20 protein-coding genes and 1 pseudogene are annotated in these 25,603 nt (G+C 69.5%); 8 read left to right on the forward strand and 13 right to left on the reverse strand.

The genetic code is table 11. From position 1 onward, the window contains the following. The 3 genes from LCY71_RS19710 to LCY71_RS19720 all read left to right on the forward strand — a co-directional run bounded on the left by LCY71_RS19710 (nucleotide 1) and on the right by LCY71_RS19720 (nucleotide 2,182). Nucleotides 1-600 carry a DsrE/DsrF/DrsH-like family protein gene (locus LCY71_RS19710; protein ID WP_225336599.1) on the forward strand — a complete coding sequence of 200 codons (600 nt, stop codon included), beginning with the start codon at nucleotides 1-3 and terminating at the stop codon, nucleotides 598-600. After that, nucleotides 600-827 carry a HalOD1 output domain-containing protein gene (locus LCY71_RS19715; RefSeq protein WP_225336600.1) on the forward strand — a complete coding sequence of 76 codons (228 nt, stop codon included), beginning with the start codon at nucleotides 600-602 and terminating at the stop codon, nucleotides 825-827. Before LCY71_RS19710 ends, LCY71_RS19715 begins: the two co-directional genes overlap by 1 nt. A 365-nt stretch (nucleotides 828-1,192) precedes the next feature. Continuing rightward, nucleotides 1,193-2,182, forward strand: coding sequence for a sodium:calcium antiporter (locus LCY71_RS19720; protein ID WP_225336601.1), 990 nt, complete (start codon nucleotides 1,193-1,195; stop codon nucleotides 2,180-2,182). Between the two features lie 112 nt (nucleotides 2,183-2,294). Here the strand turns inward: LCY71_RS19720 and LCY71_RS19725 are convergent, their stop codons facing one another. The 10 genes and pseudogenes from LCY71_RS19725 to LCY71_RS19770 form a co-directional block, all read right to left on the reverse strand. After that, complete coding sequence (locus LCY71_RS19725) at nucleotides 2,295-3,413, reverse strand: aminotransferase class V-fold PLP-dependent enzyme (RefSeq protein ID WP_225336628.1); 1,119 nt, start codon at nucleotides 3,411-3,413, stop codon at nucleotides 2,295-2,297. A gap of 258 nt (nucleotides 3,414-3,671) precedes the next feature. Continuing rightward, the gene (locus LCY71_RS19730) at nucleotides 3,672-4,313 is read right to left on the reverse strand and encodes a helical membrane plugin domain-containing protein (protein ID WP_225336602.1); all 642 of its coding nucleotides are present in this window, start codon (nucleotides 4,311-4,313) and stop codon (nucleotides 3,672-3,674) included. A gap of 1 nt (nucleotide 4,314) precedes the next feature. Continuing rightward, nucleotides 4,315-5,457: an NAD(P)/FAD-dependent oxidoreductase gene (locus LCY71_RS19735; protein WP_225336603.1), complete on the reverse strand. Its 1,143-nt coding sequence runs from the start codon at nucleotides 5,455-5,457 to the stop codon at nucleotides 4,315-4,317. Further along, nucleotides 5,454-5,696, reverse strand: a complete 243-nt coding sequence (locus tag LCY71_RS19740; RefSeq protein WP_225336604.1) for a sulfurtransferase TusA family protein — start codon at nucleotides 5,694-5,696, stop codon at nucleotides 5,454-5,456. The genes LCY71_RS19735 and LCY71_RS19740 overlap by 4 nt, the downstream gene beginning before the upstream one ends. Nucleotides 5,697-5,865: 169 nt before the next feature. Continuing rightward, entirely contained in the window at nucleotides 5,866-6,459 is a 594-nt protein-coding gene (locus LCY71_RS19745) for a class I SAM-dependent methyltransferase (protein ID WP_225336629.1), read from the reverse strand. Between the two features lie 2 nt (nucleotides 6,460-6,461). Further along, nucleotides 6,462-6,680, reverse strand: coding sequence for a YgaP family membrane protein (locus tag LCY71_RS19750; RefSeq protein WP_225336605.1), 219 nt, complete (start codon nucleotides 6,678-6,680; stop codon nucleotides 6,462-6,464). A gap of 57 nt (nucleotides 6,681-6,737) precedes the next feature. Further along, nucleotides 6,738-7,429: pseudogene (locus tag LCY71_RS19755) on the reverse strand (IS6 family transposase). Nucleotides 7,430-7,503: 74 nt separating this feature from the next. After that, nucleotides 7,504-9,111, reverse strand: coding sequence for a multicopper oxidase family protein (locus LCY71_RS19760; protein ID WP_373325186.1), 1,608 nt, complete (start codon nucleotides 9,109-9,111; stop codon nucleotides 7,504-7,506). After that, complete coding sequence (locus tag LCY71_RS19765) at nucleotides 9,108-9,494, reverse strand: DUF302 domain-containing protein (RefSeq protein ID WP_225336607.1); 387 nt, start codon at nucleotides 9,492-9,494, stop codon at nucleotides 9,108-9,110. Before LCY71_RS19765 ends, LCY71_RS19760 begins: the two co-directional genes overlap by 4 nt. Before the next feature lie 301 nt (nucleotides 9,495-9,795). Beyond that, complete coding sequence (locus LCY71_RS19770; RefSeq protein ID WP_225336608.1) at nucleotides 9,796-10,353, reverse strand: DUF7344 domain-containing protein; 558 nt, start codon at nucleotides 10,351-10,353, stop codon at nucleotides 9,796-9,798. 226 nt (nucleotides 10,354-10,579) lie between these two features. On the opposite strand from LCY71_RS19770, the gene LCY71_RS19775 reads away from it, so the two are divergent. Beyond that, nucleotides 10,580-14,077 carry a PAS domain-containing protein gene (locus LCY71_RS19775; RefSeq protein WP_225336609.1) on the forward strand — a complete coding sequence of 1,166 codons (3,498 nt, stop codon included), beginning with the start codon at nucleotides 10,580-10,582 and terminating at the stop codon, nucleotides 14,075-14,077. A 165-nt stretch (nucleotides 14,078-14,242) separates the two neighbouring features. Here LCY71_RS19775 and LCY71_RS19780 read toward each other — a convergent pair whose 3' ends face one another. The 3 genes from LCY71_RS19780 to LCY71_RS19790 all read right to left on the reverse strand — a co-directional run bounded on the left by LCY71_RS19780 (nucleotide 14,243) and on the right by LCY71_RS19790 (nucleotide 18,857). Then, a complete protein-coding gene (locus tag LCY71_RS19780) occupies nucleotides 14,243-15,490 on the reverse strand; it encodes a M20 family metallopeptidase (protein WP_225336610.1) in 1,248 nt (415 codons plus the stop codon). Further along, on the reverse strand, nucleotides 15,487-16,836 hold the full coding sequence (locus LCY71_RS19785) for an FAD-dependent oxidoreductase (protein WP_225336611.1): 1,350 nt from the start codon (nucleotides 16,834-16,836) through the stop codon (nucleotides 15,487-15,489). The genes LCY71_RS19780 and LCY71_RS19785 overlap by 4 nt, the downstream gene beginning before the upstream one ends. A gap of 185 nt (nucleotides 16,837-17,021) precedes the next feature. Continuing rightward, nucleotides 17,022-18,857: a bacterio-opsin activator domain-containing protein gene (locus tag LCY71_RS19790; RefSeq protein WP_225336612.1), complete on the reverse strand. Its 1,836-nt coding sequence runs from the start codon at nucleotides 18,855-18,857 to the stop codon at nucleotides 17,022-17,024. Nucleotides 18,858-19,167: 310 nt separating this feature from the next. Between LCY71_RS19790 and LCY71_RS19795 the strand changes: the two genes are divergently transcribed. The 4 genes from LCY71_RS19795 to LCY71_RS19810 are packed head-to-tail and all read left to right on the forward strand — an operon-like array spanning nucleotide 19,168 to nucleotide 25,560. Beyond that, nucleotides 19,168-20,193 carry a 4Fe-4S dicluster domain-containing protein gene (locus LCY71_RS19795; RefSeq protein ID WP_225336613.1) on the forward strand — a complete coding sequence of 342 codons (1,026 nt, stop codon included), beginning with the start codon at nucleotides 19,168-19,170 and terminating at the stop codon, nucleotides 20,191-20,193. A gap of 2 nt (nucleotides 20,194-20,195) precedes the next feature. After that, complete coding sequence (gene nrfD, locus LCY71_RS19800) at nucleotides 20,196-21,464, forward strand: NrfD/PsrC family molybdoenzyme membrane anchor subunit (protein WP_225336614.1); 1,269 nt, start codon at nucleotides 20,196-20,198, stop codon at nucleotides 21,462-21,464. Then, on the forward strand, nucleotides 21,464-24,745 hold the full coding sequence (locus LCY71_RS19805) for a molybdopterin-dependent oxidoreductase (RefSeq protein WP_225336615.1): 3,282 nt from the start codon (nucleotides 21,464-21,466) through the stop codon (nucleotides 24,743-24,745). The genes nrfD and LCY71_RS19805 overlap by 1 nt, the downstream gene beginning before the upstream one ends. A gap of 5 nt (nucleotides 24,746-24,750) precedes the next feature. Next, nucleotides 24,751-25,560 carry a TorD/DmsD family molecular chaperone gene (locus LCY71_RS19810; RefSeq protein ID WP_225336616.1) on the forward strand — a complete coding sequence of 270 codons (810 nt, stop codon included), beginning with the start codon at nucleotides 24,751-24,753 and terminating at the stop codon, nucleotides 25,558-25,560. Nucleotides 25,561-25,603: the final 43 nt, after the last annotated feature.

The following is a 25,603-nucleotide window of genomic DNA, read 5'->3' on the forward strand; positions in this document are numbered from 1 at the left end:
ATGAGTACGGACACGCCAGACGCGTCGGCCGAGGACGACAGCGTGGCAGCCGAGGAGGCTCCCTCCCGCGCGGAGCTCGCGGCCCGCGTCGACGAGCTAGAGGAGCAGCTGGCCGAGGCGACCGCCGACAGCGGCGACGACCAGCAGAAGATGTCGATCATCGCGACGAAGGGGACCCTCGACATGGCGTACCCGCCGCTGATCCTCGCGAGCACGGCGGCCGCCTTCGGCTACGAGGTGACGGTCTTCCACACGTTCTGGGGACTGGACATCCTCCACGAGGAGCGGTCGAAGGACCTGAAGCTGAGCTCCGTCGGCAACCCCAACATGCCGGTCCCGAACGTCGTGGGCGCGCTCCCCGGGATGGACCGCATGACGACGAAGATGATGGAGAAGAAGATCGACGACAACGAGACGGCCTCCATCGAGGAGCTCATCGAGACGTCCCTGGACATGGGCGTGGAGTTCCAGGCCTGCCAGATGACCATCGAGCTGATGGACTACGACGAGGACGACTTCTACGACGGCGTCACCACCGGCGTGGGCGCAGCCACGGCGATTCAGGACATGGCCGAGGCCGACATCCAGCTCCTCGTCTGATGGATCTGACTACGCGCAACCCCTCCGACTGGGTCCTCGACGCCATCGCCGACGAGGCGGGCGTCGACCCAGTCGAACTGACTCCCCCGCTCGCGGACGCCGTCGACCCGGAGGCGCTCGACGCGCTGCTGGAACGGGCCGACCCCGACGTCGAGGTCGCGATCCGCTTCGAGTATCAGGAGTACGAGGTCGTCGCCCGGGCGGACGGCGGCGTCGACGTCCGGTAATTTTCGGAACGGACTTCTCTCCCGGCGACCGTCGGCCGATAGTCACCGCTCGGCCGATCCGCTCTCCAGAGTTGCGACGGGCGCCGTATTCAGTTACGGCTGAGACCGGCAGGAGATACAGGTGAGAGACCGACGTTCTCGGGAACGGAGCATACGTTTTTCTCCGTGGTGGTCGTCCGTTTGCCCACGTATGTCCGAGGAGTCGACCTGCGAGCGTTACGCTCGGGTGGCAGCCGACGTCGTGACCCGGGCCGGTTCCGCACGCGGGACCCGGAAATGCTGGACGTGCCTGCTCTGGACCCCGGCGCAGTTCGATCTCGACAACGAACCACCGCGGGACGGTACCCGGCTGCCCGGGCGCTGACATGCCGGTCTCGGGCGAGCTACTGACCCTGGTCTCCGCCGGAGCAGTGGCACTGTACACGCTCGTGACTGCAGCGAGCGGTGCGATCGACCGGCTACTGGCGCTCGCCGAGTACTACGACGTCCCCGAGGCGCTCGTCGGAACGACGATCCTCGCCGTGGGAACGAGTTTGCCGGAAATCAGCTCGCACTTCATCGCGTCACTGGGAATTCTCTCCGGTGTCCTCGACTATCGGGCCACCTCGGCCGTCGTCATCGGCGGTAACACCGGCTCTTCTGCAGTCCAGCAACTCCTCCTCGTCGGCGTCCTCCTCATCGGCTACGGGAGCTTCGACCTCTCCCGGCGGTTCGTCCGCGAGAGCTACCTGCCGATGCTGGGCGTGTTCGCCGTGACGATGGGCCTCGCCTGGGGCGGAACGATCAGCCGGCTGGACGGACTCCTGTTGCTGGCCCTCTACGTCGTGTACGTCGGAGTCAACCTCGTCCGCCGGGATCGAACCCAGGCGCTTCGAGAGCAGGCGAGCACCGATCCCCGTCGCGACGCCGTCGTCGCGACTGGGCTCCTCGTTCTGGTCCTGCTCTCCGCCTCGCTCGTGCTTTCGGTCATCGAGACGGTCGTCGACGCGCTCACCCTCGGTGGCTCCACGATCGGTATCGTCACCATCGGCGTGGCCGCCGCACTGCCGGAGCTGACGACGGTGATAGACGCTATCCGTCGGCAGTCGCCCGACGTCGCGCTCGGGACGCTCGTCGGGAGCAACGTCGTCAACTCCCTCGTCGGCATCGGGCTCGGCGGCGCCATCTCCACCTACTACGTCCCGCCGGCCGTCGTCCTCTGGGACCTCCCCTTCAAACTCGTCACGGGAGCTGGACTGCTGGGATGGGCGCTGTACGTGAGAGACGGAACGCTCACGCGGACGGAGGGTGGCTATCTGGTGGTGGCATACTTCGTGTTCGTGGCGGGGCGCCTCGTGTTGTTCCCGGGGCAGTAGCGCCAGACGACGCCGCTGGTCGACCTGTGCACCGCCCGGACTCCAGAACGTCGCTTCCGATCGAACGGGCGACCGACGCCGTCGTCGCCGCGCTCCCCGACTGCCCGCCGGATCAGTCCCACTCGGGTTCGAGCGCCTCGGCGAGTCGGTCGACGTCACGCGCCGTGTTGACCGCGTGGATCGACGCGCGGACCGCCTCGGGCTCGGACAGCGACCGAATCACGACGCCGTCGTCCGAGAGTCGCTCGACCGTCCCCTCCGGATCGTCGACGTCGATCGACACCAGCCCCGACTCCGGCGTGGCCGGACTGAGGAGCCGGTCGTCGGGTACGGACTCGATCAGCCGCTCGACGAGCTCTCGAATCCGATCCCGGATCTCGCCGACGCCGACCTCGTCGATCGCGTCGACGGCCTCCCGGAGGGCGACGTGCGGCGCGGGGCTGGCCGACCCGACCTCGAAGCGGCGCGCGCCCGCCGCGTACTCGAAGGGATCGGCGTCGGGCGCTTCCACGCTCCGGTACCCGACTGTCCGGGGCGCGAGGTCGTCGGCCGCGTCGCGGTCGACGTAGAGGAACCCGCCGCCCCACAGTCCCAGCAGCCACTTGTGGCCCGCAGCGGCGACGGCGTCCGCGCCCCACTCGCCGACGTCCATCGGTAGCTGACCGGGCACCTGGACGGCGTCGACGAGCGCGAACGCGCCCGCGTCGTGGGCGATTTCGACGAGGTCGGCGACGGGCAGCCGCGTCCCGTGGGTCCAGGTCACGGCGCTGAAACAGGCGAGGTCGGCGTCGGCGACGGCCTCGGCGAAGTCGTCCTCGTCGATCCGCCCCGCCTCCGTCTCGACGACGCGGACCTCGACGCCCTCCCGCTCGAGGCGCTGCCAGGGGAGCCGTCCGGCGGGGTGTTCGAGGTCCGTCCGGACGACGACGTCGCCCGGCTCCCAGTCGACGGCGTTCGCGACGCCGTTGATCCCGCCGGTGGTACTCTCCGTGAGTCCGATCTCGTCGGGCTCGGCGCCGACGAAGGCGGCGAGCCGCTCGCGCGTGCGGTCGAACTCGTCGAAGGCCGCCGCGTAGGGGTCGCTCTCGACGGGGGACTCGTACTCGTGCGCGCGGAGGAACTCGTCGGCCGCGTCGACGACGTACCGCGGGCTCGGCCCGTGCGCGCCGAAGTTCAGGTAGGTTCCCTCCTGAAGCGCCGGCACGTCCGCCCGGAGTTCGAGCGGCGTCATCGACCCGTCGTCGACCGCGTCCGCGCCCGCTGGGGGCTCGCTGTGGTTCATGGTTCGAGATATGCGCCACGAGTTTTAATAATCTTGGGTAAACCGGACAATACTCTGGTCGCCGTGACCGACTACTGCCGGTGACGGCCGCCGCGCCTGCTCACTGCACTCCATCTAATGGTATTAAATGCCTCTGGACGGATACTACTGGTAGAAAATGCCGTCAGTGGGTAAATGCGGTGGCGGTGGCACGCGGGACAGCGGCCGTCAGCGTCGCCGTCCGCGCTCGCCGGCGTCGGCCGACTGGGCTCGGCCGAGGGCCGCAGCGAGTGACAGCAGGTAGCCCAGTCCGTACTGGACGTCGGGGTCCCGGACCGCACGGACGAGCCCGACGGGACCGACCTGCTCGGGGTCCTCGCGCTCGGCCTCGCTGACCCCCTCCAGCAGCGTCTCGATTCCGTCGCGCGCGTCGTCGTCCGCCGCGGTCTGGGCGAGTTCGCCCAGCGAGCCGCCGGTGGCGGCCAGCGACCGGACCATCTCGTCGTCAAGCGCGGCGGTGCCCAGCGACAGCACCTCGGCGACCTCGATCAGCTCGTCGAGGGTCCCCGTCCGCTGGAGCTCCACCAGCGATTCGAGGGCGTCCTGCAGCTCCTCGCCGTTGTCGCCGACGGCCCCGGCCAGCCCGACGGTCTCGTCGGTCGCGATTTCGTCTGCGGACTCGGCGAGCGTCGCGGTCGTGCCCGACAGCTCCCGGACCATGTCGTCGGTCAGCGCGCTCTCGCCGAGCGCGAGCACGTCCAGCAGGTCGTTGACGCTGTCGAGCCGGCGGACGAACTCGGCGACCGCCTCCGGGTTCTCCTCGATGGCCGCCGCCAGTTCGTCGTCGGCGACGGAGACTTCCTCGGACATCTCAGAGCAGCCCCCGCGCGGTCAGCCAGTAGGACTCGTTGTACGCCAGCTTCGACCAGTGGAGCTTCTCCGACGGCGGCGCCGGCGACGGCGGGTTCTCGTAGTCGAACTCGACGAACGACGCGGCGTCCATCCCCGTCTCGATGAAGCACAGCGTCTTGCCGTCGTAGACCGCCGTGGGCGGCTGCCCGCGGACCTCGCTGGCGAGCCGCTGCCCGACGACGCCCGCCTGGTAGTGGGCGACGCTGCCGGCGTTGGGGACGCCCGTGTCGGCCGTGTCGCCGAGCGCGTAGACGTCCTCGGCGGCCTCGGCCTCCAGGGTGTGCTTGTCGACGTCGACCCAGCCGTCGCCCAGCCCCGCCTCCTCGATCAGGTCCACGCCGCTGTGTGGCGGGATGTCGACGAGGAGGTCGTAGTCGACCTCGGTCCCCTCCATCGAGGTGAGGGTCTGCTCCTCCGGATCGACCGACTCCGCGTTGAAGAACGTCTCGACCTGGATGTCGCGCTCGTCCATCAGCGGGCGCGCCCACTCTCCAATGTTGGGGTTGCCGTGGACCCGCTGGATGGGGTAGGTGTACACGATGTCGACGTCCTCCCGGAGCCCGCGCTCGCGGAACCAGCTGTCGGCCATGAACACGAACTCCAGGGGAGCGGCCGGGCACATGTGCGGCGTCCCGACGACGCTCAGGACGAGCGTCCCCTCGGTGAACGAGAGCAGCTCCTCCCGTAGCTCGGTGGCGCCAGACTCGCTGTAGAAGTTGTGCCCGCCCTCCGCCAGGCCGGGGATCTCCTCCGGCGCGAGCGTCGACCCGGTCGCCACCGTGAGGTAGTCGTACCCCACCGACCGCGGCGACCCCTGGAGGCGGAGCCGCTTCGCGTCGGTGTCGATCTCCGTCACGCGGTCGATCCGCAGGTCGACCCGGTCGTCGACGAGCTCGTCGAGGGGCCGGCGGCCGTCCGCCGGCTCTCGCTGCCCGAAGGGCACGTACAGCCAGACCGGCTTGTACACGTGGTCCGGGTCGTCGTTGATCAGGGTGACCCGGACGTCGCCGGCGTCGATCTCGTCGTCGAGCCGGCCGGCCAGGTCGTTCGCGAGGACGGTTCCCCCGGTCCCGCCGCCGACGATGACGATGTGTTCAGTCACGCTTTCTCCACGTAGAACTCGTTGTGTTCGTCGCCCTCTTCGACCGCGACCAGCTCGTTGCCGGCCTCGTCGACCCACTCGGGGACGTCCGTCAGCGACTGGTCGTTGTCGCTCTGTAGCCGCACCACTGTCCCGGAATCGACGTCCCGCATCTTCCCGATGAGGTCCATCAGCGGACCGGGGCAGGCCGCGCCCCGCGCGTCGACGGTCTCGTCGTACTCCACGTCTGTGTCAGTCATCGTTACGGATGTACCTTAGTGCCGGAGGGTATTAGTATTGTATAGGCATTCCAAGATTCTGAAAATCGCCCGGGGGTATAGATATCCGACGTGGTCGGAGGCGTCCGCCGGTGATCGACGGGACTGGTGGCCGTCGAGCGTGACGGACCAGGAACCGTCGAGCGGAGCCCTACCGTTCGAACGCGAGCCCGTAGTGGTACGGCGGCAGATCGACCCGCCGCTCGAGGGAGAAGTCGCCCGCCGAGCGAACGGCCGCCTCGGTCTCTTCTGCCGACACGCGGAGGTCGGTCGGCGGTCCACGCGGCTGGCCCGCGACGGTCGTCTCCTCCCGCGGTCGGTCACGCCAGTTGACGACCACGAACCGGCCGCCCGGACGGAGCGACGCCTCGACCTCCCGGACGAGCGCGTCCCTGTCATCGACACCGTGGAAGGCGTTGGCCAGCAGGACGACGTCGACCGGTTCCGGCAGGTGCTCTGACAGCCGGCGGGCGTCGCCGTGAACCATCTCGACGTTCTCGGCGTCCTGTCGATCGGCGAGGGTCGAACACTCCGCGAGGAGCGACTCGTCGAGGTCGCAGGCGTACACCGTCGCCGGGTCGACGAGCCGTGCGGCGGGCAGCGCGAAGTAGCCGTTCCCGCAGCCGACCTCCGCGAGCGCGTCGCCCGACTCGACGCCCAGTTTGCGCAGGGTCTCGCCGGGGGTCGGCCACAGTCGCCCCCACCAGTCCCAGTCCGGTTGCCCGGTGTTCTCGAAGGGATCCATCGTCATCGGGATCCCGCGGTGTCGACGCCGAGCACCCGGTACGCGAGACAGACGCGAGTCAGGGCCGTTCCGATCAGGACGACGCCGACGAGGAACGCGAGCGCACCGATCAGCCGCCCCGCGTCCAGCGCGCCTGCGAGTACGGTCGCGCCGACGGCGGCCAGCAGTCCACCGCCGACCAGTCTGATTCCACGATCCGCCGCCCCTATATTGTTCTCCATATCCAATACTACAAACTATCGGCTGTTAAGCGTTGCCCGTCCCGCCCGCGGTAGTGTTCAGATTAGCTGATTCCATGCGAAGCTGAACGATTTGAGCCAGTCGTCGGCTGTGTCCGCTTCGGGTTGCTGAAGCAGTTTGAGAACGAAGATGTCCGTCGTTTATTTCTCGAAAGACACGTTCGACACTGTTTCGATTTCCATGGCGTTCATATCTGAAATCGAGGCCGTGTCGCTGGCAGGCGTCTTTCAGCGGTGTCGCACCATCGACGAGAAAGACGGCGTCGTCGACATCGTGTTTCTCGCGGAACTCGGTGAAGAACGCACGAGCGAGAACGTTTGTTCTCGTTGGTTCAAGCTTTGTATGGAGTAATTCGTTCGTGTCTGGATCAACGGCGTTCGCAAGAGCGAAGCTCTTGCGCAGCCCATCAGAACGCCTATGGCGTTCTGAGGACGGCGTACAGCCAGTAGTGCTCGTCATCGAGTTGGATCACGGTTTCGTCGACCGCGACGTGATCTGGTTCTCGCCCATCCTGGGGCTGTAGATCGGCTTTGTGAACCCAGTTGTGAACGGTTGACCGAGCGCGTTGGACATCGAATACCTCAAGAAACGAGACAGTATTCGAAAGCGAGAGTCCAGCCAGGTGCAACTGGATACTGAGCTTCATCAGCAATCGCGGTGTCGCTTCTCGCTCCACAAACTCTAACTCGATCTGGTCCAAACAACCGTTGAGGCGGTCGGTTTTTGGCATAGAGCACTAAAAACCGCATCCGCCTCACCTTTCAAGCTTATCTGAACACCGCCCCCGCCCGCCGTCCGAGGCCGTCACTCGACGTATCGGACGACGCGGGCCATCCCGGACTCCAGGTGGTAGAGGTTGTGGCAGTGGAACAGCCAGTCGCCCGGGTTGTCGGCGACGAAGTCGAACGTGACCTCGCTCATGTGCCCGGGGACGACGACGGTGTCCTTGACCGCGTCCCCGACCTGGAAGAAGTGGCCGTGGAGGTGCATCGGGTGCAACACGGGACTGCGGTTGACCATCCTGACCCGGACGTGGTCGCCCTGCCGGACGTCGAGCGGGTCCGCGTCGGGATACGCCTGCCCGTCGATGAGCCACTCGGTCCCGCCCCGGCGTCCCGACAGCGTCAGGTCGAACGTCCGGTCCGGGCTCCCGTCGATCCCCTCCAGCGGCGAGAGCGCCTGCAGGTCGTCGTACGCGAGTTCTCGTCCGCCGCTCGACGGCGGCTGCGGCGACGCGGACTCGTCAGCACCCTCGTACGTCATGCGGGCTCGCGCCGGGGGTTCGTCGCCGTTGACGGCGTCGGCGCGGATCTCCCACGCGCCCGGGTTCTGGGCCTCGACGATCGCGTCGTAGCGCTCGCCCGAACCGAAGACGAACGAGTCCACGGTCACCGGCTCGACCGGACGCCCGTCGGCGTGGGTCACGGTCAGGGGGTGACCGCCGGCGCGCACTCGGAAGGCCGTCGCGCTGCTCGCGTTCACGAACCGGAACCTGACGCGCTCGCCTTCGCGGACGGGGTACGTCCGGGGGTCGTCCGGCAAGCGCCCGCCGATCAGGAGACCGGCGTACTGCGGTCGTCGGAACGCCATCGGGCCGGCGCGGCCGTCACCTCCGGTGTCGCTCCCACCGGGACCGCCACCGCCAGGTCCGCCACCGTCACCAGGTCCACCACCGCCAGGTCCGCCTCCGGGACCGCCACCGCCGGGACCACTCCCGGGACCGCCACCACCAGGTCCGCCTCCGGGACCGCCGCCAGGACCGCCACCGGGTCCACCGCCCATCGGTCCCCCTCCCAGTTCGAGTTCGGAGAGCGGACGCGGTTCCCCGTCGAGGTAGTCGTCGACGACGACGGTGTACTCGCGGTCGTAGTCCACGTGCGGGTCGTCCTCCTCGACGACCAGCGGCGCGAGGAGCCCGCGGTCGAGCTGGAGTCCGACGTGGCTGTGGAAGAAGAACGTGCCCGCTGGCTCCGCCCGGAACCGGTAGGTGAACGAATCGCCTGACCCGACCGGGTCCTGCGTGACGTCCGGGACGCCGTCCATCTCGTTGGCCACGGGGAGGCCGTGCCAGTGGATCGTCGTTCCGTCCGCGAGGTCGTTGCGCAGTTCCACCTCGACCACGTCGCCCTCGCTCGCGCGGAGTTCGGGCCCGGGGAACTCGCCGTCGTACAGCCAGTTCTCCGTCGTCGCGTCCGTATCGGGCTGGACCTCGCCCGGGGCCGCCGTCAGTGCGGTTCGCACGTCGGCGGAGTCGGACGGCGGGCTGCGGGGGGTCGGACGGGAGGCGTCGCCCGAATTCGTTCCATCGGCCGCCACGCACCCGGCGAGTCCACTTGCCACCAGTCCACTCGCCCCCGTTCCAGCCAGCGCTCGCAGGAAGCGCCGTCTGGTGGGGGCAGACGGTGGACTCACAGCGACCCGAGCACGCGCTCGAACCGGTCACTGACCTCCTCGGCGATCGAGTCGAGTTCGTCGTTCCCGGTCAGGCCCACGAGCTGCACCGGGTCGACAGCGCTCACGACGACGTCCCCCTCGTCCGTCTCGTAGACGACGACGTTGCACGGCAGGAGCGCGCCGAGCTCGATCTCCTCCTCGAGGCCCTCGAGTGCCAGCGGCGGGTTACACGCCCCGAGGATCCGATACCGGCGGAACTCCTCGTCGAGTTTCTCCTCAAAGGTGGCCCGGACGTCGATGTCACAGAGCACGCCGAACCCCTCGTCGCTGAGGGCGTCGATCGTTCGCTCGACCACGTCGTCGAACTCGCCGTCGACCTGCTGTTGCGTAGTATATCCCATATTGGACAATAGCAGTTGCCCATTCATGACTCTTTCGCGAGGAGCGAGGACGACCGTTTGCGGGTCCGCTGTGACGGTCGCCGAGGAGACCGGGCGGAGGGCGTTCGTCGCCGCGTTTCGTGCCAGTGCGCCGATGGTCGTGTACTCGCTGCGACTGTGGACGGCGTTCGTCGCGGGCGAACTCGACGGCCGTCTCCCCGTGGACAGTACTTCGCGTCCGAAGCACGCGGCGCTTCACCGACAGACGCGCGCACCGTCGACCGGGGACGAGTCGACCACGAGCCCGCGCCGGCCCCCGGTGTCACGCCGGTTCGACCGTACGGTCCTCGGGGTCGTAGCGGACGCGTCCCGCGTCGGCGAGGGCCGGGAGATCGCAGTGGTGGAGCGTGCAGGCGACGGTGTCGGTGTGAGCGTCGGTCGCGCCGGCGGTCTCCTCGGCGATCCGTCTGCTCAGCCGTTCGACGGATATCTCCCGGCCGTCGGGAAGCGAGGCGAGGACGGTCCGCTGGCGCTCGCCCGCGGCGGAGCGACGCGTTTCGAAGACGGACGCGACGTTCGTCCCGAGTCCGCTCGGATCGATTCGCTTCGAAGACGGATCGTACTCCAGCGCGCTCACGTCCGCCAGGGCGGGCAGGTGGACGTGATGGAGGTCGACCGCGATGCAGTCGATCGCCGTCGAGTCGGCATCGTCGAAGCCCAGTTCCCGGACCGCGACCCCTGCGGCCAGTTCGTCGAGCTGGACGCTGGTCTCCAGGCCGGCGAGGACGTCGAGCGTCAGCCTGCGTCGGTCCGGTCGTTCCACGAGTAGTCGGTCTGCGTCCGTCCGTCCGTCGGCGGAGTGATCTGTGGGTTCTGACATCGTAAACTCGGGACCGTCCGCCCGGTCCCCGGGGCGTACCCGAACGAAGCGTCCGGTCCCGGGTAAGCATCAGCTAGAACTGATTAGGTCTATCGCCCGTCGAGTGGCGAGGCCGATACCCGAGTCGGTTCGCAGGGGAGCCGAGAGTTCCGCCTCACCGCGACGGCGTCCGGGGGTAGGTTCCGCCGGCGGAACTTTGGTTCATCGCGGGAACGTATCGCGGTCGATGTCAACGGAGCCACTGACGGAGGCGCTCGACGAGACCCTCGCGGTCTTCGAGGAGTTCGGTGCGCCGCTGACGACGCCGGAAGTGGCGGACGCCCTCGACCTCGGTCGGCGGAGCGCGTACGCCCGCCTCGACCGCCTCGCCGACTGCAACCGCCTCGAGACGAAGAAAGTGGGTGCCGGGGCACGCGTCTGGTGGCAGCCGTCGCCGGGTCCGTCGGCAGGCGCTACCGACGGGCCGGCCGACAGCTGGTCGTCGAGGGGCCCGGACGCTGCGTCCCGAGACCGGTCCGGTGCCGTCGAATCCCTCGTCGCTGACGTCCTCGACGACGTCGACGTGGGCATCTTCGTCCTCGACGAGCGGTTCGACGTCGTCTGGGCGAACGCCGCGACGGAACAGTACTTCGGAATCGACCGCGAGCAGGTCGTCGGCGAGGACAAGCGGCGACTCGTCGATGAATCCATCTCTGCGACCGTCGAGGACCCGACGGCGTTCGCGGAGACGGTCCTGGCGACGTACGACGACAACACCGACACCGAACGCTTCGAGTGTCACGTGACGTCCGGGGACGAGCGCGAGGCCCGCTGGCTGGAACACCGGAGTCGGCCCATCGAATCAGGGGCGTTCGCGGGCGGTCGGGTCGAACTCTACTACGACGTGACGGAGCGGCGCGAGGGAGAGCGCCGACTGCGCCGCGAACGCGACCTGACGGAGCAACTCGTCGAGACCGCACCGATCAGGTTCGCCGTGTTCGGCCCCGACGGTTCGATCCGGCGGAGCAACTCGACGACGCGGGAGCAGTTCGGGATCGACGAGTCTGATGCTGGCACCGTCTATTTCGACGATCTGCGCATCTACGATGCGGACGGCGATCCGATCTCCCCGGGGGATCACCCGGTCCAGCGCGTGCTCGAGACCGGGGAGCCCGTCTCCGACGTCCTGTTCCAGCACGACGGACCGGGCGAGAAACGCCGATGGCTCTCGCTCACTGCGACCCCGCTGTACGACGAGGGGGCCGTTGAGCGAGTGGTGGTCGCCGGCAAGGACGTCACCGAACTGAAGCGCGCCGAGCGACAGCTCGAACGCCAGCGCGACGAGCTACGGAACGAACTCGACGAGGTGTTCGATCGCATCGACGACGCCGTCCACGGGCTCGACGAGGACTGGCGGTTCACGTACGTCAACGAACGGTCCGAGGAGCTCCTGGGGCAGTCTGAGACGGAACTCCTCGGCGAGCACGTCTGGGACGCCTTCCCGGAGGATCGCGACCACTCGTACCGCGAGCAGTACGAACGGGCGAGGGAGACACAGGAGCCGGTTACCTTCGAGGAGTTCTCCGAGGCGGCGGACGCCTGGCTGGAGGTCACGGCGTACCCGTCGGAGAGCGGTCTCTCCGTTTACTTCCGCGACGTCACCGAGCGGAAAGAGCGGGAGCGCCGCCTCGAGGAGGCCAGGGGCCGCTACCGTGCGCTCGTCGATAACTTCCCGAACGGCGCCGTCACCCTGGTCGACGAGGACTGCCGCTACGTCACCGTCGGGGGCACACCGGTGGGGCTCACGGAGGTGGCGAGAGCGAACCTCGACGGGAGACGCGTTCGCGACGTTCTGCCCGGGACAGTCGCGGACGTCGTCGCCCCGCACTACGAGGCCGCTCTGGACGGCGAGCCCGCCGCGTTCGAGGAGACGATCAACGGCAGGACCTACCAGTTCAACTTCGTCCCGGTCCGGGACGACGACGGCGACGTCTTCGCCGCCATGGGCCTGTCGCAGGACGTCTCCTCCCACAGGCGCTACGAGGACCGCCTCCGGGGACTGTACGAGTCCGCCCGCGGGTTCCTCACGGCCGACACCGAGTCGGACGTCAGCGACGTCCTCGTCGAGGCTGCGAGCGGCGTGCTCGACCTCCCCGGCGTGGTAGCCTACGAGTACGACCCCGAGGCCGACGAGCTCGTTCCCGGGGCCGCGTCCGTGAAAGCGGACTTCATGCGGACGGAACTGCCGTCCGTCTCGGCGGGCGACGGAAGTATCACGGGCCGTGCGTTCGCCGCCGGGGAGATCAGGCATCACGCGGACGTCCGCGAGTCACCGCACCTGCAGGTCCCGCCCGACGCCACGGAGATGCGGGCCGGCATGTTCGTTCCGCTCGGGTCGGCGGGAATCCTCGTCGCCGGATCGCGCGAGGTCGGCTCGTTCGACTCGGACACGCGACAGCTAGTGGAGCTGCTGGCGACGAACGCCGAGGCCGCGTACGAACGCGTGTCCGGCGAAGCCAGATTACGCCGTCAGCGCGAGCAACTCGCCGCGCTGAACAGCCTCAACGAAGTCGTCAGGGAGATCACGGACGCGGTCATCGACCGGTCGACGCGCACGGAGATCGAACAGACCGTCTGTGACCACCTCGCCGACGCCGACTCCTACGAGTTCGCCTGGATCGGCGACGCGGACCCGGTCACCGAGACCGTCACCCTCCGAACCGAGGCCGGCGTCGAGGGCTACCTCGACGGGATCACCATCTCGATCGACCCCGACGACGACCGGAGTGGGGGTCCCACCGGGAGGGCCTTCCAGACGGGCGAGCTCCAGACGACCCACGACATCGACGCCGACCGCCGCCACGACCCCTGGCGGGACCACGTCGAATCCTACGACGTCCGCTCGTCGGCGGCGATCCCGATCGTCCACGGAGACACGGTCTACGGCGTACTGAACGTGTACGCCGATCGGCCGTTCGCCTTCGAGGGGCAGGAGGTCGAACTGGTCGCCCAGATCGGCGAGATCGTCGGGCACGCCATCGCCGCCGCCGAGCGGAAACAGGCGCTGATGAGCGACGAAGTCGTCGAGCTCGAGTTCCGAATCCAGGACGTGTTCGCGGCGCTCGACGCGCCGGTCGACGCGCCGGTCGACGCGCCGGGGTCCGTCACGCTGGACCACACGGTGCCGGTCGGCGACGGCGAGTTCCTCGTCTACGGGACCGCGAGGGTGGACGCGACCGGGACGCTCTCTGCGCTCGTCGACGCCATCGGCCACCGGGAGGGGGTCACGATCCAGTCTGCCGGCGACCCCGTCGGGTTCCGGCTTCGCATGACCGACCCGCCTGTCCTCTCCGTCCTCGCGTCCCTGGGCGGGCAGGTAGAGCGGGCCGTCATCGAGGACGGCGACTACCAGATGACGATCCACCTGCCGCCGAGCGTCGACGTGCGCCGAGTCATCGACGCGGTGGAGGGGGCCTACCCGGAGGCCGAGATGCTACGCCGCCGGCAGACGACGCAGGCGCGGGACGACTTCCGACAGAACCGGGGCTGCGTCCTGGACGACCTCACCGAGCGCCAGCGCGCCGCGCTGGACGCCGCGTTCCACGGCGGCTACTTCGAGTGGCCCCGCGAGACGACTGCCGAGGAGATCGCGGACGCGCTCGGCGTGGCGCCGTCGACGCTCCACCAGCACCTCCGGAAGGCCGAGCGCACGGTGCTCGGAGCCGTGTATTCGGCGGCGACGTAGGCGCTTCGACGGCACACACGTCTCACGAGACCCGCGCAGTGGTCGATCGCCGGGACCGCCGGCGAATCGGCCGCTGATCGGCCGGTTGCTCCCGCGGCAGCCGCGACGTGAACACCGGATCGACGGTCGCCCTCGCGGTACTGGACGCTCCGCCACTGCGGTCGCTCAGTCCACTCCTGCGTCCGCCCACGCGACGGGGAGCCGCGCGTACACCTCGGCGTTGCCGGCGAGCGCGTCGACGGTCGTGTACTCGTCGACGGCGTGGACGGTGTCGGTTCCGAGCGCGAACTCGACCGTCGGGACCCCCTCGTTCCGGAGGCGCTTCGCGTCGCCGCCGCCCGTCGCGCTCCGCCGGTAGACGCGCTCGCCCGTCACGTCCTCGGCGGTCGACGCGACGGCCTCTACCAGCGGGCTGTCGATCGGTTCCGCCGTCCCGACGCTCCAGGAGACGTCCGCAATCGTGATCCCCTCGCAGTCCGCGACGCAGTCCCGGACGTCCGCGAGGACGTCGGACGTGTCCACGCCCGCGGTCAGTCGGACGTCGACCTCCGCGCGGGCCGTCTGGGGGACGGTGTTGATCGCCTCGCCGCCCTCGAGGACGCCGAGGTTGATCGACGGATACCGGAAGAGGTCGCGTGCGGTCGCCTCGCCCATGGTCGGCGCGTAGTACTGGACGGACTCCTCGATGATCGGTGTCATCTCCGACGAGACGCGGAGCTCGCGGGCCCCGAAGCGCTCGCGCATCGTCTCGACGGCCCGGTAGAGACGGTCGACGGCGTTGTCGCCGAGCACCGGCCGCGACCCGTGTGCGGCCTCGCCGGTCGCTTCGAGCGTCAGCCAGATGCTCCCCCGGTCGGCGACAGTCACCGAGTGCCGCCCCGCCTCGCAGGTCGGCTCGCCGATGACGCAGGCGTCCGCGTCGAGGCGGCCGGCATCCAGAAGCGCCGGGAGGCCGGCGTCACCGCCGACCTCCTCGTCGCTGACGAACGCGAACTGCAGGGTCACCGGCGGCCTCGTCCCGCTCTCCGCGTACGCCCGAAGGGCGAACAGCATCGCCGCGACGGCGCCCTTCATGTCGGTCGCGCCGCGCCCGTAGATGCGGTCGCCGTCGCGCTCGCCCAGCGGGTCGTACGACCACTCCTCCGCGTCGAACGGCACCGTGTCCAGGTGGCCGTTGAACAGCAGCGTCCGGTCGGTCTCGCCGGGGACCGTCGCGAGGAGGTTCGGCTTCGCCGGGTCGACGGCGAACCGTTCCGTCTCGACGGCGAGCGGTTCGAGCCACGCCTCGATCGCGTCGACGGCCTCGCGCGTGTCGCCGGGCGGGTTCGACGTGTCGACCGACAGCAGATCCAGCGTCAGGTCGACGAGCTCCGTTCGGTGCACAGAGACGTCAACGGGAGCGCTCACCGTCATTCGAGCTTCCCCGAGAGGACCTTCGCGGCCGTGAGGACCGGGTCCCACACGGGGCTGAACGGCGGCGCGTACGCGAGGTCGGCGTTCTGTAGCTCCGTCACGGTCATGCCGGCGTGCAGAGCCGTCGCGACCGTGTCGATGCGCTTGGCCCCCTCCGCTCCGACGACGCTACCGCCGAGGAGTCGCCCGGAGTCCCGATCCGCGACGAGCGTGATCTGGATCTCCTCGCTACCGGGGTAGTAGCCGGGGCGCGATTCGTCGGTGATCGTGACCGAGACCGGCTCGAAGCCCGCCTCGCGGGCCCGTTCCTCGTCGACGATGCCAGTCCTCGCGGCCCCGAGGTCGAAGGCCTTCACGATGGCCGTCCCCGCGATGTCGCCGGTCGGCGTCGGCGACCCCGTCACCGTCTGCCCGATGGCCCGGCCGGCGCGGTTGGCGGTCAGCGCCAGCGGCACGTGATCCGGCTCGCCCGTCACGACGTGGCGGGCCTCGGCGCAGTCGCCCGCCGCGTAGACGTTCTCGTAGTTCGTCCGGCCGTACTCGTCGGTCGCGATGGCCCCGGTCGAGCCGAGTTCGATCCCGGCTTCCTCCGCAAGGCCGACGTTCGGTGCCACCCCCACGCCCACGATCACGACGTCAGTCGGGTCGGACTCGCCGCCCTCGAGGACGACGCGGTCGACCCGGCCGTCCCCGTCGAACCCGGAGACGGCGGTGTCGAGGTGCAGGTCGACGCCCCGTTCGCGGAGGTGATCCTCGACGACCTCGGCGACCTGCTCGCCGAACGGCTGCAGGACGTGGGGTAACATCTCGTAGAGGGCGACGTCAACCCCGCGGGCCGACAGCGCTTCGGCCATCTCGATGCCGACGTACCCGCCGCCCACGATGGCGGCCCGGTCCGGCGACTGGTCGGTGACGTACGACTCGATCTCGCCCGCCTCGTCCATGTCGTGGATCGTGAACACGCCGTCGAGGTCGGTCCCGTCGAACGGCGGGACGATCGCGCTCGCACCGACCCCCACGAGGAGGTGGTCGTACGACTGCTCGAACCGCTCGCCGTCGCCCTCGACCGCGACCGTCTGGCGCTCGGGATCGATGCCGACGACCTCGTGGCCGGTCCGCAGGTCGATATCGCGCTCCTCGCGGAACCGCTCCGGCGTCACGGCGACGAGGTCCTCGAGCTCGTCGACTTCGCCCTTCACGTAGTAGGGCATCCCGCAGGCGGCGTAGGAGACCCACTGCCCCTTCTCGAAGACGATTACCTCCAGGTCGGGGTCCTCGCGCTTGGCCTTGCTCGCCGCGCTCATTCCCGCGGCGTCACCGCCGACGACGACGAACGTGTCGCTCATACGCGTCGGTTGGGTCGGAACTGACTAAAGTATTCCCCAGATCGCACAATACTGCTGGCTCGGGCCCGCTGTTCGGCCTGCAGCCCCGGGCTCGCTGTTCGGCCTGCAGCCCCGGGCTCGCTGTTCGGCCTGCAGCCCCGGGCCAGCGGCGAGCCAGTCCAAGCCGCTGGCGGTCGGCCGGACGCTCACGCACTGACCGGCTCGGCAACGACGTCGTCGTCGCGGTCGAACAGCGACGCGAACAGCTTCCGTTCCGCGGCGCGGAGGTGCTGGGTGAACGTCGACTGGTTGATCCCCATCGTCTCGGCGACGTCCTCCCCGCTGGCGTCGCGGGGCCACTCGAAGAAGCCAGCGAAGTAGGCCGTCTGGGCGGCCTCCAGCTGACGGTCGGTCAGCGACTCCTCGAAGGTCGTCCGGAACTCCGTCTCGGCGGCCGCGTCGGGCTCGCGCTCGCGCTGGGCGATCAGGTCCAGACCCGGATACGCCGACTGGACGGCCTCGACGACCGACCGGACGTCGTTGGATCTGGCGACCTCCGCGACGAGGCGGCCGGTCCCCTCGGTGACCGTCAGCGACTGGACGGCCGCGCCGTACTGGGCCAGCGTCGTCACGACGGCGTCGTCGAGGGCCAGCCTGACGGCGCACTGCCCGTCGCCGGCGCACAGCACTTCGGCCCGTTCGACCCCCGGAGCGTCGGCGGCGTGGGCCGAGACGGGACCCGGCTCGCAGCCGGCGACGGAGACGTAGGCGGCGCAGTCGCCCTCCCCGCCGTCGCCGATCCGGTCGAGTTCGATCGTGCACCCCAGCGCCGCCGACAGCGAGACGAGCGGATCGTCCGTCCCGTCGAGCCGGAACTCCAGGCGAGTCACCTCGTCCGACGCGAGCGTCCGACGGCTCTCGGCCGCGTTGATGGCGTCCCCGACGGTCAGCCCGAGCTCTGCGAACACCGCCCGGTCGATGGCCTCGAACGCGCCGTCCGTCGCGGCCTCGACGAACAGCGCACCGTAGTCGGCGTCCTGGTACGACAGCGGGACGACGACCCCCGCGGCCCCGGCGGGGTCGTCGACGGGCCCCCCGTCGTCGTCGACGAGCGCCGGCCGCCGCTGCTCGAGGACGTCCCCCGCGACGTCCCGGTAGGCCGTCGAGCCGTCGAGGCGCGTCTCGAGGGTCTCGGGGTCGACGCCGGCGGCGGCCTGAACCGCGACGCCGTCGTCGACGAGTCGGGGCGTGCCGACCCAGGCGGCGTCGAACAGGTGCGAGCGCGCGAACCGGTCACAGAGCACCCGCTCGATCTCGCGGCGCGTCGACGCCCCCACCAGCTCCCGGTTGACGTCGCGGAGCACCTCGTTCGTGTTGTTCAGCCGCTCGAGGCGGTCGTTCTGCTCCTCGATCCGGAGCCGTCGCTCCTTGCGGTCGGTCACGTCCCGCTCGACGGCGACGTAGTGCTCGACCGCGCCCGCCTCGTCGGTGATCGGTGCGACGGTCGTGTCGACCCAGCACAGCTCCCCCGACTTCCGGCGGTTGACGATCTCCCCCTCCCAGACCTCCCCCGAGGAGATCCGCTCCCACAGCTCCGTGTAGAAGTCCTCGTCGTGCTCCCCGGACTGCCACAGGCGGGGGTTCTCGCCGACGACCTCCTCGGGGCCGTAGCCGACGACGCTCTCGACCGCCGGGTTCGCGTACTCGATGGTCCCGTCGGCGTCGGTCACGAAGATGGCGTGGCCGGCGTGTTCGATCGCCTTTCGGAACCCCTGGAGGCGCTCGGTGACGCGCCGCTCCTCGACGACGTAGCTCGACAGGTAGTACACCGTCAGCAGCGCGAGGACGCTGACCGCCAGTCCCGGGAGCTCCTCGACCGGCGTGGTCGAGCTCCGGGCGGACAGCAGCTGTCGGGTCGCCATCAGCGACAGCATCACCGTCAGGAACCCGAACCGCCGGTCGCTGCTCCGGGCGAGCAACACCAGCGAGTACCCGACCCCGGCGAGCCTGAGGAGGACGGACGCGACGAGCACGCCGTTCACGTGCGTCCACCTCCGTCGGCGGATCGGCGACGACGGTCGACATGCGCGTTCATGGTCCGAACTCGTTCGCGCCATCCCATATAAGGCCCCGGGCGTTCTCAGTCCCTGGGACGCGGGCCGACGAGCGGCCGGCGCGGGGTCGATCCCCCGTCCCAAAGAGTATTGGGTCGGGAGTTATCCACCGTGTCGGACCGATCCGGCGGGGCAAAGAGTATCGGTAGCACGCTCACCTCCCCGGATCACGTAGGTCTACGCGTATGCTCCCGATCGACCGGCCGAACGGACGCGTTCCGACGTGTGGGTGGTACCGATGAGCGGCGCGAGCGACGACCGGCTGCCGGGCGTCCCAGATGCGGGCGCCGCCGACTTCGACGCGATGGTCGACGACGAGGCGTCCGATCCCCGGGAGGAGCTGTCGAAGACGGATCACGACACGGACCTGGGGATCGCCATGGCCGAGGACGCCAAGCGCGTCTCCCGTGGCGAGCTATCGGCCGAGGAGTACTGGCGCAAGTACGACGCGGCCGCGGAGGCCGAGTTCGGCGACGACTACCGGCAGACGCCCAACCCGGCCATCGACAGCCCCGACCAGACCATCGAGTCGGAGACGGCCGAGTCGCTGGGCTGCTCGGTCGGATCGATGGACTCGATCGCCTGCGAGTCCGCTGCCTCGGCGCCGACCGACGAGGACGGCGACGACTCCGACGAGCGCTGGGGGATGGTCATCGACCTCCAGAAGTGCGTCGGCTGCGACTCCTGTTCGGTCGCCTGCAAGGCCGAGAACCGGACGCCGCCGGGGGTCTCCTACAACGTCGTGATGGAGGAGGAACACGGCGAGTTCCCCGACGTCACGCGCACGAACGTCCCCCGTCCGTGCATGCAGTGCGAGAACCCGCCCTGCGTGCAGGTCTGCCCCGTCAGCGCGACCTACAAGATGGACAACGGCGTGGTCAACATCGACTACGACCGCTGTATCGGCTGCCGGTACTGCATGATCGCGTGCCCGTACGGCGCTCGGTACTTCGACTTCGGCGAGAACTACGACGACGAGGTCGACGGCGCCGGCGAGGTGACCAGCCCCGAGTACGGCGTCGACCGTGGCCCGCGCGAGGACGGCGCCTCGCCGGTGGGTAACGTCAGGAAGTGCAGCTTCTGCACGCACCGCCTGGAACGCGGGGAGGAGCCGGCCTGCGTCGAGACCTGCGTTGGCGACGCCCGGAACATGGGCGACCTCGACGACCCCGACAGCGAGGTCTCGGAGATGGCCGACTCCTCGCGGGCGTTCCAGCTCAAGGAGGACGAGGGCACCGACCCCAACGTCTACTACCTCAAGTGACCATGGCAACCGAACACTCGCGGTTCGAGTTCGACCCCGGATTCGTCGACGACCGCCTCCGGGCTGCCTGGTACGCCGTCCTCGGCGTGCTGCTGCTGGTCGGCGGCGCGGCGACGTGGCTGCGGATCTCCGGGGGCATGCAGAGCACCAACCTCACGAGCACGACCCCGTGGGGCGCGTGGGTCGCCTTCTACATCTACTTCGTCGGCCTCTCGGCCGGCGCGTTCCTCGTGAGTACGCTGGCCAACGTCTTCGGCGTCGCGGGGATGCACCGCATCGACCGCGACGCCCTGTTCGCGGCGATCGTCAGCATGCTGGTCGCGCTGCTGTTCGTCTGGACCGACCTCGGCCGGATGGACCGGATGTACCACCCGTTCATCTGGCGGCAGGTCACCTCCGCGCTCGCCTGGGAGGTCCACGCGTACGTCGCCTACATCGGGGTGCTGACGACCGAGCTGTACTTCTCGATGCGCTACGACCTCGCTCGGGTCGCCGAGCGCGGCTCAGGACTGCGGGCCAGGCTCAGCGGCCTCCTGACGCTGGGCCGGCGACAGACGACCGAGGCCTCCCGGGAGACCGACAGGACGTGGCTGAAGCGGGCCGGCATCCTCGGCATCCCGCTGGCCATCTTCATGGTCCACGGCGGTACGGGCGTGCTCTTCGCCGTCTCGAAGGCCCGCCCCTACTGGAACAGCGGCCTGTTCCCGGTGATCTTCATCGTCTCCGCCGTGCTCTCCGGGACGGCGCTGGTGATGATGCTGTACGTCCTCCGGACGCGGCTGTTCGACGGCGAGTCCGTCGACCCCGACCTGCTGGACCGGCTCGCCAAGCTGCTGGCGACGTTCGTCGTCGTCGACGTGGCGCTGACCGCCATCGAGGCGCTGATCGCCATCGTCAGCTTCCACCCCCACGTGGTCGAGACCTGGAACATCATCGCGTTCGGCGAGATGTCGTGGTCGTTCTGGTGGTTCATGGTCGGCCTCGGCTGGGTGTTCCCGCTCGTGATGCTCTCGAAGCGATCCTGGCGGCGCACCCCGTGGCTCATGGCGGTGGCCGGCCTCAGCGTCGTACTGGGGATCATCGCGGTCCGGTTCAACATCGTCGTCCCGCCCCAGATCCGCCCCGTGATGGAGGGGCTCCCGCACGGATCGTACTTCCCCTCCCTCGTGGAGTGGGCGACCAGCGCCGGCATGATCGCGGTCGGTCTGCTGGTGTACACGATCGGCGCGGAACTGCTTCCGCTGACGCCGCTCGACGGAGGTGATCACTGATGTCCACTGACAGCGATAGCTCGGACGCGGACGGATCGAACGGTGACGACGGGGCCACCCTCACCAGGCGCGACCTGGTGAAGGCGGTCGGCAGCGTCGGCCTGATCGGCGCGGCCAGCGCTGCCACCGTCGACGTCGACACCGAGGACCTCTGGACGGACGACGAGGCCCACTACGTCGGCGACGACTACGGCGAGTACGGCGCGAGCGACGTGATTCACACCACCTGCGGACAGTGCAACACCTTCTGTCCGATCAAGGTCCGCCTGTCCGACGAGAGCGCCAGCGGCGAGTACAGCTCGCTGGTCCGCAAGCTCGCCGGCAACCCCTACTCGTTCCTGAACACGCAGCCGTTCTCGCAGGTGCCCTACGACAGCGATCCCGAGGACGTCGCGATGGGCGACGTCGAGGGGAGCGGCGACGTCGACGCCGACCGCTGGTCGCTGTCGGGCGGCCGGATCTGTCTGAAGGGCCAGGCTGGCATCCAGACGGCCTTCGACAGCTACCGGGTCCGCAAGCCGATGAAGCGAGTCGGCCCCCGCGGCTCCGGGGAGTGGAAGACCATCTCCTGGGAGCAGGCGATCGAGGAGATCGCCGAGGGGGACGACGAACTCGGCCACCCCGGCCTGCGCGAGCTGTGGGCCTACGCGCCCGAGGACGAAGTGATGGACGACTGGGAGGCCGTCCAGTCCGGCGAGATGGACAGGTCGGCCTTCGACGAGAAGTGGGGCGACGCGCTCATCGACACCGACCACCCCGACCTCGGACCGAAGGCCAACCAGATCGTCGACGTCGGCGGGTTCCGGCGCAACTTCATCAGGACTCGCCTGTGGCACCAGGGACTCGGTTCGATCAACAGCGTCCACCACGCCGGGACCTGCGGGTTCTCCAGCGTCATGGGGAATGTCCGCTCGCACGCGGCCCAGAAGAAGCGCCAGTATCCCGACGTGGAGAACTGCGAGTACCTGCTGGTGTGGGGGACCAACCCCATGGTCGCCAACAAGGGGCCGACCTGGCTCGCCCCGAAGCTGACCAACGCCATCGAGGACGGCATGCGGATGGACGTGGTCGACCCGCGCCTGTCGAAGACCGCCGAGAAGGCCGACACCTGGGTCCCGGTCGAGCCCGGCGCGGACGGCGCGCTCGCGCTCGGGATGGCGCGCTGGATCATCGAGCGCGACCGCCACGACGTCGAGTACCTCCGCAATCCCGCGGCGACCGCCGCCGAGAGCGAGGGCGAACCCACGTGGAGCGACGCGACCCACCTCGTGCTCGTCGACGAGGAGTCGGGCCCCAAGGCGCGCGCCGCCGACCTCGGCCTCGTCCCCGAAGACCACGATCTGGCCGACGACTTCGTCGCCGTCGACGCGTCGACCGGCGAGCCGCGGCCGGCCAGCGAGGTCGAGACCGGCGTCCTTGACGTGTCGCTGACCGTCGACGGGACCGCCGTCGAGAGCGTCTGGAGCCTGTACCGCGACCGGGTGTTCGAGCACACCGTCGAGGAGTACGCCGATACGGCCGGTGTCTCGGCCGACCGGATCGCCGAGATCGCCGACGAGTTCACCAGCCACGGCAAGCGGGCGGCGATCATGGCCTACCGCGGCCCGGCGAAACACACCAACGGGTTCTACAACACCCGCGCCATCGCGACGCTGCAGCACCTCATCGGCAACTACGACTGGAAGGGCGGGCAGATCACCCCCTACGCCGGCTACAGCACGATGTCCGGCCGCTACGAGCTCGGGCAGGTCCCCGACGGCCACTCGCCGTGGGGGATCCCGCTGCTGCGCGGCGGGGTCAACTACGAGGACACCACGCTGTTCGAGCGCGACGACGGGTACCCCGCGAAGCGGCCCTGGTTCCCCGTCGCGCCGCCGCAGGCCACCCAGGAGCTGTACGGCAGCGCCGCAGACGAGTACCCCTACGGCGTCGAGGCGCTGTTCATCCGGCCGTACTCGAACAACCACGTGATGGCCGTCGCCGGCGGCGACCAGATCCCCGACGTCATCGGCGACCCCGACGCGATCCCGCTGGTCGTCGCCTCCGACACCGTGATCGGCGAGACGAGCAAGTACGCCGACTACATCCTCCCTGAGCCGACCTACCTCGAGCGCTGGGAGAATTTCGGCACGTACCCGAACAAGCGGCTGGCCGACGAGAAGATCAGCCAGCCGGCGGTCGAGGTGGTCCCCGACGCGCGGCCGTTCGAGGAGGTCCTGATCGACCTCTGGACGGAGCTGGACCTCCCCGGCGTCGGCGAGGACGCGATCCCCGACGCGGACGGGGAGCTGTGGCCGCTCGAGCGGGCCGAGGACTTCTACCTGAAGCTCGCGGCGAACATGGCCTACGACCGCGATCCCGTCCCCGACGCGAGCGAGGACGAACTGCGGGTCTTCCGCGAGAGTCACGAGAAAGGGCTTGGCGACTCCTTCGACATCGACCGCTGGAAGCGGGCCGTCAGCGACGAGGAGTGGGCGAAGGTCGTCACCGTGCTCAACCGCGGCGGCCGCTTCGAGGAGCCCGTCGACGACTACGCCGACCGGTTCGCCGAGCACGGCCACGAGTACGACTACGCCGAGCGCTTCGACGACAGCAACGCCTACGACGGCGACCAGATGCGCTACAAGCTTGGCTCGCGCGTGGACTTCTACAGCGAGGTCGTGCCGAAGGGGAAACACTCCTACACCGGCGAGCGGTTCGACCCGCTCCCGCGGGTCGACGACGTCGAGCACTACGGTGGCGCCGTCCAGGCACCAGTCACCGACGACGGCGACCCCGAGCGCCCCCTGCGGCTGATCAACTGGAAGCCCCGGACCCAGGGGATGCACCGGACCACGAACAGCCCGTGGCTCCGGGAGACCAGGCCCCAGAACCCGCTGTGGATCAACCCGCGCGACGCCGAGGAGCGCGGCGTCGAGAACGGCGACGAGGTCGTCATCGACGCCGGCCGGCGCACCGTCGAGGGCGTCGCGATGGTCACGAACGGCATCCGCCCCGGCGTCGTCGGCGCCATGTGGGGCTGGGGTCGGTCCGGCGACGGCGCGGTCGAAGAGACGGTCGACGGCGAGACCCGCGGCCCGGTCGAGGACGACGGACACACGCCCTACCAGTTCGACGAGCCGATGACCGAGGACGCCGGACTGGCGAAGGGCCGCGACGCCGGGTTCGCGATCAACCACCTCCAGCCGCTGGACGAGGACCTCGGCGACACCGGTCTCTCGGACCTCGTCGGCGGGAGCAACGCCCAGTACGACGCCTTCGTCGAGGTCGAACGGAAGTGATCCCGATGGACGACGCCACCGCGCGCGAGATGGAGAGCGAGCCGGCGACCGACGACGGCGAGAGCGGGTCCGCCTCCGACGACGTCGAGAGCGCACCCGACGACGTCACGAGCGCGGCCGCGGGCGGCCCGGCCGGGGACGACGCCGACGCCGCCCGGGCGAGAGCGGCGGTGTACGGACTGCTCGCCGCGGCGTTCGACGGCGACCACGACGTGCTCGCGACCGCGCTCGGCGACGGTGCGCTGGCCGACCTCGCCGCCCGGTTCCCGGTCGACGCGGGCGACGAGGCGCTCGAACGCCCCGACCTCGACGCCGAGGGGCTCCGGATCGGCTACGACAACTTGTTCGTCGTCCCCGGTCCGCACTACGTCCCCCCGTTCGCGTCGGCCTGGGCCGACGACCCCAGCGAGTCCTTCGAGTCCGACTCGCCGTACCACGACGCCGGGGCGGCGGGCGAGCTGCTGGGCGACCCCGCCGCCGCGGCCGCGCGGTCCCACGGGGCCGTCGGCTTCGAACCCGAGCGCGGCGACGGCATCCCCGACCACCTCGCCGCCGAACTGGAGTTCATGCGCGCGCTCTGCGAGCGGGAGGCCGCCCTGCTCGCCGACGCAGGCGACGCCGCCGCCGAGCTCGCAGCGGTCCGCGAGCGCCAGCGGGAGACGGTCGGCCGCCTCGGCTGGCTCGATGCCTTCCACGAGGCCGTCGAGGCCGAGGACGCCGTCGAGGGCGTCTTCGCCGCGCTCGCCCGACTCGCCAGGACCTTCGTGGCCTGGGACGCACAGAGCGGAATCGCGGCTCCCGATAGCAGCAATTGAACGCACTGACACGCTCGAGGGGCACCAGTAGTGCTCCTCGACG

Source organism: Halomicrobium urmianum, assembly GCF_020217425.1.
Classification (GTDB): domain Archaea; phylum Halobacteriota; class Halobacteria; order Halobacteriales; family Haloarculaceae; genus Halomicrobium; species Halomicrobium urmianum.